Raw genomic sequence first — 13,534 nt, 5'->3', positions numbered from 1 at the left:
AAGAAGATAGCCCTCGCACTGGCCACCGGGCCAATTCCCGCGCCAGGCTGAGACACCGGGCGCTGCGCCACTCGCCAAAAACAAAACCCCGCCGAAAATCGACGGGGTTTGTCAGCGGTCTGAGGGCCCCGGCGATGCCGGGGCCCTTCGATTTCGTCAGGTAAGCGAGAGGCTTACTTGTCGCGCTGCTTGAGCGCGGTGCCGAGAATGTCGCCCAGCGTCGCGCCCGAATCGGACGAGCCGTACTGCGCGATGGCTTCCTTCTCCTCGGCCACTTCCAGCGCCTTGATCGACACCTGGACCTTGCGGGCCTTCTTGTCGAACTGGATGACGCGGGCGTCGACCTTCTCACCAACCGCGAAGCGGTCGCTGCGCTGGTCGTTGCGGTCGCGCGCCAGCTCGGAGCGCTTGATGAAGGTGTTGAAGTCGGTGCCGACGATCTGCACGTCGATGCCCGATTCCTTCACGTCGAGCACTTCGCAGGTCACGACCGCGCCCTTCTTGACATCGCCCGGCTCGGCGAAGGGGTCGCCTTCGAGCTGCTTGACGCCGAGCGAGATGCGCTCCTTTTCGACATCCACGTCGAGCACCACGGCCTTGACCATGTCGCCCTTCTTGAAGTTGTCGATCACCTGCTCGCCCGGCTGCTTCCAGTCGAGGTCCGAGAGGTGGACCATGCCGTCGACGTCGCCGTCGAGACCCAGGAACAGACCGAACTCGGTCTTGTTCTTGACCTCGCCTTCGACGGTCGAACCGACCGGATGCTTCTCGACGAACACTTCCCACGGATTGCGCATGGTCTGCTTGAGACCGAGCGAGATGCGGCGCTTGACCGAATCCACCTCGAGCACCTGCACTTCGACTTCCTGAGAGGTCGAAACGATCTTGCCGGGGTGCATGTTCTTCTTGGTCCACGACATCTCGGAGACGTGGATCAGGCCCTCGATGCCCGGCTCGAGCTCGACGAATGCACCGTAGTCGGTGATGTTGGTGACGCGGCCGGTGAAGCGCGCGTTCAGCGGGTACTTGGCCTCGATGCCCTGCCACGGATCGTCCAGCAGTTGCTTCATGCCGAGCGAGATGCGGTGGGTCTCGTGGTTGATCTTGATGATCTTGACCTTGACGGTCTGGCCGATGGTCAGCACCTCGGTCGGGTGATTGACCCGGCGCCAGGCGATATCGGTGACGTGCAGCAGGCCGTCGATGCCGCCGAGGTCGACGAACGCACCGTAATCGGTGATGTTCTTGACGACGCCGTCGATCACCTGCCCCTCTTCGAGGTTCTGCACCAGCTCCTGGCGCTGCTCGGCGCGGGTCTCTTCGAGAACCGTGCGGCGCGACACCACGATGTTGCCGCGGCGGCGGTCCATCTTGAGGATCTGGAACGGCTGCGAGTTGTTCATCAGCGGCGCGACGTCGCGGATCGGACGGATGTCGACCTGGGAGCGCGGCAGGAACGCCACGGCGCCGTCGAGGTCGACCGTGAAGCCGCCCTTGACCTGATTGAAGATGACGCCGAACACCTTCTCGTTGTTGTTGAAGGCCTTCTCGAGCTTGCCCCAGCTCTCTTCGCGGCGCGCCTTGTCGCGCGACAGCACGGCTTCGCCGAGCGCATTCTCGATCCGATCGAGAAACACCTCGACGGTATCGCCGACCTTGATCTCGTTGTCGCGGCCGGGACCGGCGAACTCGCGCAGCGGCACGCGGCCTTCGGTCTTCAGGCCGACGTCGATGACGGCCATGTCCTTCTCGATCGCGACGACCTTGCCCTTGATAACAGAGCTTTCCTGCAGGTTGCCGCCGGCGAAGGACTCGTCGAGCATCGCGGCGAAATCGTCGCGGGTCGGGTTGTAAGTGTCAGTCGAAGCCATTTGTTCTCCAGATGCGGATGTCGCCGGCAGTTCGGTTGAGGGCCGTCTCGTGCGCGCAGTGTCAGGGGTCCGCGAACCTGACGACCGCCCTGCACATCGGTGCGGAGCGGGCCGGCAGCATGCCTGCACGGTCGAGACGTTGATCCGCGGTGAAGCGGATCGCAGATTGGGGCATTCCAGCAGATCGTCCGGCGGCGAAAGGCGCGATGAATCCGAAGCGGATCTCGCGGTCTTCATCCGGCCATCGCGGCGGTGGCGGTGGAGCGGGCGAACCTCCAATGACGGCGCCGTTTTGGTCCTCAGACCCGACGCCGGCCCGCTCGAACGGCCTCGACAATGTCGATGGCGGCCCGGACGCCGCCTTCTATATCCAAATAGGAATTATCGAGCAAGACTGCATCCGGTGCTTGCTTGAGCGGTGCTGCGGCGCGGTTCTGGTCGCGTTCGTCGCGCTTGAGGATGTCGGCCAGGATTACCGCCTCGTCGGCGGGCTCGCCGCGGGACTGTGCTTCCAGGAACCTGCGGTGGGCGCGGACCTCGGCGGACGCGACGACGAAGATCTTCACATCGGCATCCGGACAGATCACCGTGCCGATGTCGCGGCCATCCAGCACGGCGCCCGGCGGCGTGGCGGCGAAGCGCTGCTGGAACTCGACCAGCGCGGCGCGAACCCGCGGATGCGCCGACACCACCGAGGCGGCCTCGCCGACGGTTTGACTCTTCAGCGCCGGGTCGTCGAACCGCGCCGGGTCGAGCGTGCGGGCGACCTCGGCGGCGCGGGCCTCGTCGGCGAGGTCGGCGCCAGCGTCCAGCATCGCCTTGGCGACGGCGCGGTAGATCACGCCGGTATCAAGATGCCCGAAGCCGTAATGTGCGGCCAGCCGCTTGGCGAGCGTCCCTTTGCCCGATGCGGCCGGTCCGTCGATTGCGATGATCATTCTCTTTTGCATTCCAATTGGCTTGGTGAGCCTGTATGGCGGCGGGGCGTCCCGACGAGGTCCCGCGGTGGTTTGCAGCCGTGAACGACTGGGTATAAACCCGCGATCCGCCGAAGCCAGCCTCGTTGGCAATTTCCTATCTATCTCTGCCCGGACTCTTCCTGGATGGCCACGCCCGCTTTCGTCAAACGCATTACGCGATCGGATGCGGTCCTGTCGCTCGGCGTCAACTTTTCCAAGATCTATTTTAAGTTCGTGATGTGGACCGGCCGATACGATCGGCAGGCCGCTCCGATCCCGGAGCCTTACATTCTGGCGATGTGGCACGGGCGGCTGATCATGGCGCCGATGCTGCAGACCAAGAGCAAGCCGCTGGTCGCGCTGATCAGTGGGCATCGCGACGGCAAGATCATCTCCCGGGTCGGGGCCGCGTTCGGGATTCAGACTGCGGTCGGTTCGTCCTCGCGCGGCGGCATGCGGGCGGCACGCGAAATGATGCGGCTTGGAAAGTCCGGCCACAGCCTGTTCGTCACGCCCGACGGCCCGCGCGGTCCGCGGATGCGCATCAACAGCGAGGGAGTTCTCGATATGGCGCGGCTGACCGGGCTGCCGATCCTGCCGGTCTCGGTCAGTCTGTCTCGTCACAAGCTGCTTCGGAGCTGGGATCGGCTGATGCTGCCGGGATTGTTCGCGAAGGTTGCGATCCGGTTCGGCGAGCCGATTACCGTCGAGGCCGGCTCGCCGACCGCAGAGATCGCCGAGCGGCTGCAGGCAGCTCTGACCGCCGCGCAGAACGAAACCGACCGGATCGTCGGCCTTCAGCCGGTCGAAGCGACCTGAGGCTCAGCCGAATTCAGCGCCCAGCCGCTGCATCATCGGGATGAAATCCGGGAAGCTGGTGGCAATGAAGGCGGTGTCGTCGACCGTCACCGGACGGCCGGCCGCCAGTCCCATCACCAGGGCAGACATCGCGATGCGATGATCCATGTGGGTGGCGACCACGCCGCCGCCGGGCACATGGCCTTTGCCCTCGACGATCAGATCGTCGCCGGCGATCTCGACCGCGACGCCGTTGACCCGCAGCATCGCGGCGGTCGCGTCCAGCCGGTCGCTTTCCTTGACCCGCAGTTCGTGCAGGCCGCGCATCACCGTGGTGCCTTCGGCGAACGCCGCGGCGACTGCCAGCACCAGATATTCGTCGATCATCGACGGTGCGCGCTCCGGCGGCACCTCGACGCCCCTCAGCTTCGAACCGCGCACCCGGAACCGGGCCATCGGCTCGCCGGCGTCGCCCCGGACGTCGCTGTCCTCGATCGAGGCGCCCATTTCCCGCAGCGTCGTGATCAGCCCGGTGCGCAGCGGGTTGGTCATCACGTCGGTCAGCTCGATGTCGGAGCCCGGCACCACCAGCGCCGCCACCATCGGGAAGGCGGCCGACGACGGATCGGCCGGCACCACCACCGGGGCGCCCCGCAATTCGGGCTGGCCGGTTAACGAAATCTTACGGCCATGGGCGCCTTCCGGTTCGGTGACGACCGTGGCGCCGAAATGCTGCAGCATCAGCTCGGTATGGTCGCGGCTGGCTTCGGCCTCGATCACGGTCGTGATGCCAGGCGCCGACAGGCCGGCGAGCAGCACGGCGGACTTGATCTGGGCGGACGGCACAGGGGTGCGGTACAGGATCGGCAGCGGATCGCGGGCGCCCTGCAGGGTCAGCGGCAGCCGGCCGCCGTCGCTGCTCGACACCACTTTGGCGCCCATCAGCTCCAGCGGATCGACGATCCGTCGCATCGGCCGGCTGCGCAGCGACGCGTCGCCGTCGAACGTCGCCAGGACCGGAGATCCCGCCACCGCGCCCATCGCCAGCCGGCAGCCGGTGCCCGAATTGCCGAAATCCAGCGGGCCCGCCGGCGTCGCAAAGCCCGCGACGCCGACGCCGTGGACGCGCCATTCGCAGTCCCCGGTGCGCTCGACCTTGGCTCCCAGCGCGCGCATCGCCTTGGCGGTGTTGAGAACGTCCTCGCCCTCGAGCAGGCCCGAGATCCGGGTCTCGCCGACCGCCAGTGCGCCGAGAATCAACGCGCGGTGCGAAATCGATTTGTCGCCCGGGACGCGTGCGGTGCCGCGCAATGCGTCGCTCTTGCGCGCCTGCAGCGGCGTCGGCTGGTTCGAATCAGTCAAGATGGTGGTCCCTTGCGGCTGCGGGTGATTCGGCTCGGCGCCACGGTCCCGCTTCGCGGCCTTCGGCACAAACCGCTATTGACAGCGGCGTGCCAACTAGCCAAGTGAAGCACCGTTTTTCAAGAAATCCCAAGGTTGCACAAGTGGCGAAATCCGATCTCGGAACCAAACGCATTTGCCCGACGACGGGCAAAAAGTTCTACGATCTGAACAAGACCCCGGTGATCTCGCCCTATACCGGCGAGGTGGTTCCGATCGCTCCGGTCGTGGCGCCGCGCACGCGTGCCGATCAGCGCGCCGCTGCCCCGGCCGATACGGAGGCTCCGGAGGCGATGGAGGCCGAAGAGCTGGTGTCGCTCGAGGAGGCTGATGCCGAGGAGAACACCGGCAAGGTCAAGGCCGTGGTGCCGGAATCCGAGGATGACATCGAAATCGACGAGACGATCGACGACGATGACGACGATTCGACCTTCATCGCCGATGAAGAAGAAGAGGATGAAGACGTCACGGACATCATTGGTGACGTTTCTGGCGATGAGGAGACTTGAGATCGTCGCCGATATGTGATCAACGATTGCCGCGCGGCGAATTTGATTTGCGCCGCGCACCCAGGGTAAGGGGCCATAGCTCAGCTGGGAGAGCGCTTGCATGGCATGCAAGAGGTCGGCGGTTCGATCCCGCCTGGCTCCACCACTCCTTCCCCGCCCGATCTGCTTGATGCGACATGGTCGCCCAGCTTCTGCAAGCAGGTCAGGCCGCACCTGAAGCTGCATGCGCGTGGCAGGCACTGAAGTCTGAGCGGCATTTGCCAAAATGCGGTCGGGGACGGTAAGTTCGCCTCCCCTTCAAGCTTCGCCAAGAAAGCCAGTATGACCCCTGCATCGATGCCCGGCGCGATCGCCGGATTGCGCGTGATCGATCTCACCCGCGTGCTCGGCGGCCCGTATTGCACCCAGATTCTCGCCGACCACGGCGCCGACGTGATCAAGGTCGAACCGCCGGCGGGCGACGAAGTCCGCGACTGGGGTCCTCCGTTCCATGACGAGGATGCGGCGTATTTCCTCGGCATCAACCGCAACAAGCGCTCGATCGGCCTCGACCTCGCCTCGCCCGACGGCCGCGAGGTGCTGCTGAAGATGCTCGAAGACGCCGACGTGCTGATAGAGAACTTCAAACCCGGCACGCTCGACAAATGGGGCCTCTCGAACGAAGTGATTCGCGAGAAGTTTCCGCGGCTGGTGCACTGCCGGATCTCGGGCTTCGGCGCCGACGGCCCGCGCGGCGGCAATCCCGGTTACGACGCCATCATCCAGGCGATGACCGGCATGATCGCGGCGACGGGATCGCCGGAAAGCGGGCCGATGCGGATCGGCGTGCCTCTGGTCGACATCACCACCGGCCTGTATGCAACGATCGGTATTTTGATGGCACTGGCGGAGCGCGAGCGCTCCGGCAAGGGCCAGTTCGTGGAGACCACGCTGTACGAAACCGGTCTCGCGATCATGCATCCGCATACCGCGAACTACTTCCTGCATGGCAAGCCGCCGGCGCTGACCGGCAACGAGCACCCGAATCTGGTGCCGTATGCGACCTTCAATGCCCGCGACGGTCAGATCTTTACCGGTGTCGGCAACGACGGCACCTTCCGCAAACTGTGCAAGGAGATCGGCAAGCCAGAACTCGGCACCGATCCGCGCTTCGCGCGCAACAAGGACCGCATCGCCAACCGCGCCGCACTCCGCGCCGAACTCGAGGCGGTGTTCAGCCAGCACGACGCCGTGCCGCTGTGCGACCGGCTGCTCAACGCCGGCCTGCCGGCCGGTCCGGTGCAGTCGATCGACAAGGCGTTGACAAGCCCGCACACCGCCTACCGCGGCGATGTGATCGAGAAGGACTGGTACAAGGGCGTCGCCTCACCGATCCGATTCGAGCGCACCAAAGCCAGCCTTCGCAGCCTGCCGCCGACATTCAGTCAGCACGCCGGCGAGGTGCTCGGCGAGTTCGGCTATTCGGCCGACGACATCGCCAAGCTGGTCGCCGACGGCATCGTCAGCGGTCCCGAGCGCAAACGCTGATCGAGGTGGCGCTGGCAGCGATGCCGGCGCCCGCCGCGCCCGCTCGGGCATCGACGGCCGCAGTGCGGCGTGATCTTGCGCCGCACTATGCTTTTCTGAGGTTGGGTCGCTGTCGCGCTTCCCTGCGCCGGCCTGTCGCCTATACGGTCATGCGCCTGTCATTGCGTGCTGCTACCGCGCGCCGTCCACGATTTTGCGCACCGAACCGGGAGGTATTCATGGCATTTCGATCCTTCGGCCCGACCGCGGCCGCCGCAACGGCGATCGCCGTGACGCTGGCGATGGCCGCGCCGGCCCAGGCGGTCACTGAAATTCAATGGTGGCACGCGATGACCGGCGGCAACAACGAGGTCGTCGTCAAACTCGCCAATGATTTCAACGCCTCGCAGAGCGACTACAAGGTCGTGCCCGCCTACAAAGGGAGCTATCCCGACACCATGAATGCCGGCATCGCCGCATTCCGCGCCGGCAATGCACCGCACATCATGCAGGTGTTCGAGGTCGGAACCGCCACCATGATGTCGGCGACCGGTGCGGTGAAGCCGGTCTACAAGCTGATGCAGGAAACCGGCGAGACATTCGATCCCAACGCCTATCTGCCGGCGATCACCGGCTACTACTCGACCTCGAAGGGCGAGATGCTGTCGTTCCCGTTCAACTCGTCGTCGATGGTGATGTGGCTCAATCTCGACGCGCTGAAAAAAGCCGGCATCACCGAGATCCCTAAGACCTGGCCGCAGGTATTCGACGACGCCAAGAAACTGAAGGCGGCGGGTTATGCCACCTGCGGTTTCTCCACCGCCTGGGTGACCTGGGCCAATCTTGAGCAGCTTTCGGCCTGGCACAACGTGCCGCTGGCGAGCAAGGCCAATGGCCTCGACGGCTTCGACACCAAGCTCGAATTCAACGGTCCGGTGCAGATCAAGCATCTCGAGAAGCTGATCGAGCTGCAGAAAGACAAGACCTACGACTACTCGGGTCGCACCAATGCCGGCGAGGGCCGTTTCACCTCGGGCGAGTGCCCGCTGTTCCTGACCTCGTCCGGGTTCTTCGGCAACGTCAAGTCGCAGGCCAAGTTCAACTGGACCAACGCGCCGATGCCTTACTATCCGGACGTCCAGGGCGCGCCGCAGAATTCGATCATCGGCGGCGCTTCGCTGTGGGTGATGGGCGGCAAGACACCTGAGGAGTACAAGGGGGTCGCCAAGTTCCTGGCGTTCCTGTCCGACACCGACCGCCAGGTCGCGATCCACAAGGCGTCGGGTTACCTGCCGATCACCAAGGCGGCATACGAGAAAGCCAAGGCCGACGGCTTCTACAACGAGCAGCCGTACCTCGAAACGCCGATCAAGGAGTTGACCAACAAGCCGCCGACCGAGAATTCCCGCGGTCTGCGGCTCGGCAACATGGTGCAGCTCCGCGATCTCTGGGCCGAGGAGATCGAGCAGGCACTCGCCGGTAAGAAGACCGCCAAAGAAGCCCTCGACGCCGCTGTGACGCGTGGCAACACGATGCTGCGACAGTTCGAAAAGACTGCGGTTCGTTAGCCGCGTTACCCCTAGCGTCATTGCCCCGCGAAAGCGGGGCACCCAGTATTCCAGAGCGTCTCGGCGAGACTGTCGGCGTCACGGAGTACTGGGTCGCCCGGTCAAGCCGGACGATGACGATGGAGTGCTTGTCGAGTCTTCCGGCCACAGGTAAGCAGCTGATCCATGCTCAAGCAGGCCGTCTTTCAGTCGAAGTTTCTGCCCTATCTGCTGGTGCTTCCGCAGCTCGCGGTGGTGCTGGTGTTCTTCTATTGGCCGGCCGGCCAGGCGGTGATCCAGTCGTTCCTGATGCAGGACGCGTTCGGGCTGTCGACCGTGTTCGTCTGGTTCGACAATTATCGCGAGTTGCTCGCTGATCCGGACTACTTCGGCGCCATCCTGCGGACCTTCGCATTCTCCTTCGCGATCGCGCTGTCGTCGCTGTCGCTCGCGCTGCTGCTGGCGGTGATGGCGGATCGGCCGCTGCGCGGCTCGACGTTCTACCGCACCCTGCTGATCTGGCCCTATGCGGTCGCGCCGCCGGTGGTCGGTGTGCTCTGGATCTTCATGCTCAATCCGTCGCTCGGCGTGATCGCCCACGGCCTGCGCGCGCTCGGGATCGACTGGAATCCGCTGCTCGACGGTCATCAGGCGGCGTTGCTGATCATCCTCGCCGCGGCCTGGAAGCAGATCTCCTACAACTTCCTGTTCTTTCTCGCCGGCCTGCAGGCGATCCCGGCCAGCGTGATCGAAGCCGCGGCGATCGACGGCGCGAGGCCGATGCGCAGATTCTGGACCATCATCTTCCCGCTGTTGTCGCCGACCATCTTCTTCCTGATCGTCGTCAATGTCGTCTACGCCTTCTTCGAAACCTTCGGCATCATCGACACCATGACGCGCGGCGGCCCGGCGAAGGCGACCGAGACGCTGGTCTACAAGGTCTACAGCGACGGCCTGCTCGGCGGCAATCTCGGCAGCTCGGCCGCGCAGTCGGTGATCCTGATGGGAATCGTTATCGCGCTCACTGCGTTTCAGTTCCGCTTCGTCGAGCGCAAGGTCAACTATTGATGGTCGAGCACCGCAAGTTCGGGAATCTGCTGCCGCATCTGGTGCTGTGGGCCGGCGTCCTGATCGTGGCGTTTCCGGTGTATCTGGCCTTCGTGGCATCGACCCAGGACAACGCCTCCATCGCCAACGGCCAGATGTCGCTGTTGCCGGGCGGGCATTTCCTCGAGACGTACACCAAAACGTTGTTCGTCGGCACATCGGGCACCACCCGCGAGCCGGTCGGCACCATGCTGTTCAATTCGATGGTGATGGCGATGACGATCGCGCTCGGAAAGATCGGGATCTCGATCATTTCGGCCTACGCGATCGTGTATTTTCGCTTCCCGTTCCGGATGACGATCTTCTGGCTGATTTTCATCACCTTGATGCTGCCGGTCGAGGTGCGGATCTATCCGACCTACAAGATCGTCGCCGACCTCAACCTGCTCGACAGCTACGCAGGCCTGACGCTGCCGCTGATTGCGTCGGCGACCGCGACATTGCTGTTCCGGCAGTTCTTCATGACGGTGCCGGACGAGCTTTTGGAGGCGTCGCGGATCGACGGTGCCGGCCCGTTCCGGTTCTTCTGGGACACCCTGCTGCCGTTGTCGCGCACCAACATGGCGGCGCTGTTCGTGATCCTGTTCATCCTGGGCTGGAATCAGTATCTCTGGCCGCTGCTGATCACCACGCGCGACGACATGCAGACCATCCAGATCGGCATCCGCAAGATGATCGTCACCTCCGACGCGCTCACCGAGTGGCCGGTGGTGATGGCCACCGCAGTGCTGGCGATGCTCCCGCCGGTCGCCGTGGTGGTGCTGATGCAGAAGCTGTTCGTGCGCGGACTGGTGGAGACGGAGAAGTAGCAACAGTGGCCAACGTCGTTCTTCGATCTGTCCGCAAGACCTATCCTGGTGGTTTCGAGGCGATCAAGGGAGTCGATTTCGAGGTCGGTGACGGCCAGTTCTGCGTCCTGGTCGGGCCCTCCGGCTGCGGCAAGTCCACGCTGCTGCGGATGGTGGCGGGGCTGGAAACGATCACCTCCGGCGAGATCGAGATCGGCGGCCGCGTGGTCAACCAAATCGAGCCGGCCGATCGCGACATCGCCATGGTGTTCCAGAATTACGCGCTGTATCCGCACATGAGCGTCTACGACAATATGGCCTACGGCCTGCGCAATCGTGGCACGGCCAGGGCCGAGATCGAGGCGCGGGTGCAGGAAGCCGCGCGCATTCTCGAGCTCGGCTCGATGCTGACCCGCAAGCCGCGTCAGCTCTCCGGCGGCCAACGCCAGCGCGTCGCGATGGGCCGTGCGATCGTCCGCCAGCCGAAGGTGTTTCTGTTCGACGAGCCGCTGTCCAATCTCGACGCCAAGCTGCGGGTGGCGATGCGGGTCGAGATCCGCAAGCTGCAGCGCCGGCTCGCCACCACCGCGATCTACGTCACCCACGATCAGCTCGAGGCGATGACGCTGGCCGATGTGCTGGTGGTGATGAACGCCGGGGAGGTCGAACAGATCGGTTCGCCCCTCGATGTCTACGCTCGGCCGGCGACCACCTTCGTCGCATCGTTCATCGGTGCGCCTCCGATGAACCTGATGCCGCTCGCGGACGATCTGCGGGCGCAGCTCGGCAGCGCGCCGCCGGAGGCCGGCATTCTCGGCGTTCGCCCCGAAGACCTGACGATCGTCTCGGGGACGGCGGGCAGTGGCGCTCTGGCGCTCGACGTCACGGTCGAGGCAATCGAGCGGGTCGGGCCCGAGACTTTCGTCTATGGGGCCCGGGGCGATCACCTGAACGGGCCGGTGGTGGTCGGCAGCGCGGAAGCGGCCGGCGCGGACCTCATCGTCCGCATCCCCGGGCAGGCGGCGCCGGGCATCGGGGAGCGCATTACGGTTACGGCGCCGCCGCCGAGCCTGCATCTGTTTTCCGCCGACGGCCGCCGCCGGATTGTCCGATAGGCCCCTAAGTCTCTGGCGTAATTCGCTGTTCCGACCTTCTTGCAGAGCCGTTCTGCACTGCCCATATTCGAATGGACCGGCCGGCAAGGTGCCGAACGGTCGATGGGGTGCCGCAAGGACCCCCTCAAAGTCGCTTCGAGAGGACTTTGTGATGTCTCGTGTTCCTTCGTTATCAAGTCCCTTCCTGCTGGGATTCGACGAGATCGAGCGTGCGCTCGACCGAGTCGTGAAAGGCGCCGACGGGTATCCCCCGTACAACATCGAGCGGTGCGAACGCTGCGACGGTGACCCCGAAAAGCTGCGTATCACGCTGGCGGTGGCCGGATTCACCCGCGATCAACTCGACGTCACGGTTGAGGAAAATCAACTGGTGATCCGCGGGCGGCAGCAGGATGACAAGGCCCGGCAATACATCCACCGTGGCATCGCCGCGCGTCACTTCCAGCGCACCTTCGTGCTGGCCGACGGGATGCAGGTGTTGGGAGCGGACATGAAGAACGGGCTTCTGTCGATTGACCTGATCCGGCCGGAGCCGGAGCGGGTCGTTAAGACAATCGCCATCACCGAACACGAATAATGGAACGAGTGGCGGACTCGACCGCTTAAGTCTTAGAGGAGTCGAGACCATGACTGAATCTGGTACTACGCATGGAAATGTGGGCGTCACGCCGGAGGCGCTGGCGCATCTTGGCGAAGGTCATATCGCCTATGTGAAGCAGATCCGCTCCGAAGACGTGCCCGGTCTGTTTCCGCAGGCCCCCGAAATCGCGCCCGGCCTCAAGCTGTTCGCGCTGCATTCGGCAGACGGCACGCCGATCATGCTGACCGACAGCAGGGAAGCGGCGATCGCGAATGCCTGGAGCCAGGAGTTGCAGGCCGTCAGCGTTCACTGAACGCTGATTGCACGGATGGTTACGCGACGCGGGGTGTCCGGTGACGGCGCTCCGCGCCCGCAGGGTAGCGATGAGCAGCATTTGCGCGAAGGCTCTTCATCAGCAAGCAACCAGATGCGTTGCGGTGCTGATCTCACCTAGCCAATAGCCTCGGCTATTCTGATCGACGACCTCCCGATCGACGAGATCGTACGGACCAAGCCAGCTCGATCACAACAGATCGACCACGAAACAGATCGACCACGAGGCGCGATGCCGTCGTCGGTTGCTCAAGCCGCCGTCGCGGGCGGCAATGCCAGAACCGAATAGATCGCTTGGGAGTCGCGTGAGGCGCGAAGTTTTTTGGCGACGTCCTGATCGCGCAGCAGCCGGGCTATCCGCGCCAGCGCCTTGAGGTGATCGGCGCCCGCCCCTTCCGGCGCCAGCAGCAGGAAAACCAAATCGACCGGCTGGCCGTCCATCGCTTCGAAATCGATCGGCCGCTCCAGTCGCGCGAACAGCCCGAACAGCTTCTCGAGCTTCGGCAGCTTGCCGTGCGGAATCGCGACGCCGTAGCCGACCGCGGTGGTCCCGAGCTTCTCGCGCTGCAACAGAACTTCGAAGATCGTGCGCTCGTTCTGGCCGGTCAATTCACTGGCGCGGGCCGCGAGTTCCTGCAGCGCCTGCTTCTTGCTGATCACCTTCAGCGCCGGGATGACGGCCTCGGGCGCGACAAGATCCGTAATCGTCATCAGGCGTTCCGAGGATGTTGCTGCGGTCCGGGGTGAAATAGGACGGCGGTGGGTTGCGTCAAGCGTTCGATCCGAGAGGCTTCGCACGATCCCCTGATCGCAACCGAAAACGCTCCGGAAATCATGATCCTAACTTAAGTCTAGCATTCCTGACGGCGGCCGTAAAATGGCGCCGTCGGCCCGCCGAAAAGCGGCGGACCATAGGCAGAGCGTTGGACGAGCGTCAATGCCTCGCGGCAAACCGCCTGTGCGGTTCCCGCGAGGCATCGCGATCAGCCCGCGGCGCCGTTCGGCCCCGGCGGATCGATC

13 protein-coding genes and 1 tRNA gene are annotated in these 13,534 nt (G+C 64.4%); 10 read left to right on the top strand and 4 right to left on the bottom strand.

The annotated features are described in order from the left end of the window. Positions 1 to 173 precede the first annotated feature (173 nt). On the bottom strand, positions 174 to 1,871 hold the full coding sequence (gene rpsA / locus DU475_RS19880; protein WP_013499912.1) for a 30S ribosomal protein S1: 1,698 nt from the start codon (positions 1,869 to 1,871) through the stop codon (positions 174 to 176). 299 nt (positions 1,872 to 2,170) lie between these two features. Next, entirely contained in the window at positions 2,171 to 2,809 is a 639-nt protein-coding gene (gene cmk, locus DU475_RS19875; RefSeq protein WP_013499911.1) for a (d)CMP kinase, read from the bottom strand. 165 nt (positions 2,810 to 2,974) lie between these two features. Here cmk and DU475_RS19870 point away from each other — a divergent pair, with 165 nt between their 5' ends. Beyond that, a complete protein-coding gene (locus DU475_RS19870; protein ID WP_047307638.1) occupies positions 2,975 to 3,649 on the top strand; it encodes a lysophospholipid acyltransferase family protein in 675 nt (224 codons plus the stop codon). Between the two features lie 3 nt (positions 3,650 to 3,652). Here the strand turns inward: DU475_RS19870 and aroA are convergent, their stop codons facing one another. Next, positions 3,653 to 4,990, bottom strand: a complete 1,338-nt coding sequence (aroA, locus tag DU475_RS19865) for a 3-phosphoshikimate 1-carboxyvinyltransferase (protein WP_164633094.1) — start codon at positions 4,988 to 4,990, stop codon at positions 3,653 to 3,655. A 143-nt stretch (positions 4,991 to 5,133) separates the two neighbouring features. Between aroA and DU475_RS19860 the strand changes: the two genes are divergently transcribed. From DU475_RS19860 to DU475_RS19820, 9 genes are all read left to right on the top strand, one after another. Continuing rightward, positions 5,134 to 5,538: a TIGR02300 family protein gene (locus tag DU475_RS19860; RefSeq protein WP_013499908.1), complete on the top strand. Its 405-nt coding sequence runs from the start codon at positions 5,134 to 5,136 to the stop codon at positions 5,536 to 5,538. A gap of 69 nt (positions 5,539 to 5,607) precedes the next feature. After that, a tRNA-Ala gene (locus tag DU475_RS19855) sits at positions 5,608 to 5,683 on the top strand. Positions 5,684 to 5,859: 176 nt separating this feature from the next. Next, positions 5,860 to 7,065: a CaiB/BaiF CoA transferase family protein gene (locus tag DU475_RS19850; RefSeq protein ID WP_047307637.1), complete on the top strand. Its 1,206-nt coding sequence runs from the start codon at positions 5,860 to 5,862 to the stop codon at positions 7,063 to 7,065. A gap of 218 nt (positions 7,066 to 7,283) precedes the next feature. Continuing rightward, positions 7,284 to 8,612 carry a sn-glycerol-3-phosphate ABC transporter substrate-binding protein UgpB gene (gene ugpB, locus DU475_RS19845; RefSeq protein WP_164633093.1) on the top strand — a complete coding sequence of 443 codons (1,329 nt, stop codon included), beginning with the start codon at positions 7,284 to 7,286 and terminating at the stop codon, positions 8,610 to 8,612. Between the two features lie 165 nt (positions 8,613 to 8,777). Then, on the top strand, positions 8,778 to 9,659 hold the full coding sequence (gene ugpA, locus DU475_RS19840) for a sn-glycerol-3-phosphate ABC transporter permease UgpA (protein ID WP_164633092.1): 882 nt from the start codon (positions 8,778 to 8,780) through the stop codon (positions 9,657 to 9,659). Beyond that, on the top strand, positions 9,659 to 10,507 hold the full coding sequence (gene ugpE, locus DU475_RS19835; RefSeq protein WP_142884065.1) for a sn-glycerol-3-phosphate ABC transporter permease UgpE: 849 nt from the start codon (positions 9,659 to 9,661) through the stop codon (positions 10,505 to 10,507). The genes ugpA and ugpE overlap by 1 nt, the downstream gene beginning before the upstream one ends. 5 nt (positions 10,508 to 10,512) lie before the next feature. Beyond that, positions 10,513 to 11,601, top strand: coding sequence for a sn-glycerol-3-phosphate import ATP-binding protein UgpC (locus DU475_RS19830; RefSeq protein WP_164633091.1), 1,089 nt, complete (start codon positions 10,513 to 10,515; stop codon positions 11,599 to 11,601). Positions 11,602 to 11,752: 151 nt separating this feature from the next. Then, a complete protein-coding gene (locus DU475_RS19825) occupies positions 11,753 to 12,178 on the top strand; it encodes an Hsp20 family protein (protein ID WP_013499902.1) in 426 nt (141 codons plus the stop codon). Positions 12,179 to 12,227: 49 nt separating this feature from the next. Beyond that, complete coding sequence (locus DU475_RS19820; protein ID WP_013499901.1) at positions 12,228 to 12,494, top strand: BQ00720 family protein; 267 nt, start codon at positions 12,228 to 12,230, stop codon at positions 12,492 to 12,494. A 269-nt stretch (positions 12,495 to 12,763) separates the two neighbouring features. On the opposite strand, the gene ptsN is transcribed toward DU475_RS19820, so the two are convergent. Beyond that, positions 12,764 to 13,225, bottom strand: a complete 462-nt coding sequence (gene ptsN, locus DU475_RS19815; protein WP_013499900.1) for a PTS IIA-like nitrogen regulatory protein PtsN — start codon at positions 13,223 to 13,225, stop codon at positions 12,764 to 12,766. Between the last annotated feature and the right edge of the window lie 309 nt (positions 13,226 to 13,534).

Origin of the sequence: Rhodopseudomonas sp. WA056 (genome assembly GCF_010906995.1) — a bacterium.
In the GTDB taxonomy this organism is placed as follows: Bacteria; Pseudomonadota; Alphaproteobacteria; order Rhizobiales; family Xanthobacteraceae; genus Rhodopseudomonas; species Rhodopseudomonas palustris_G.
This window is presented reverse-complemented; position numbering and strand designations above follow the sequence as displayed.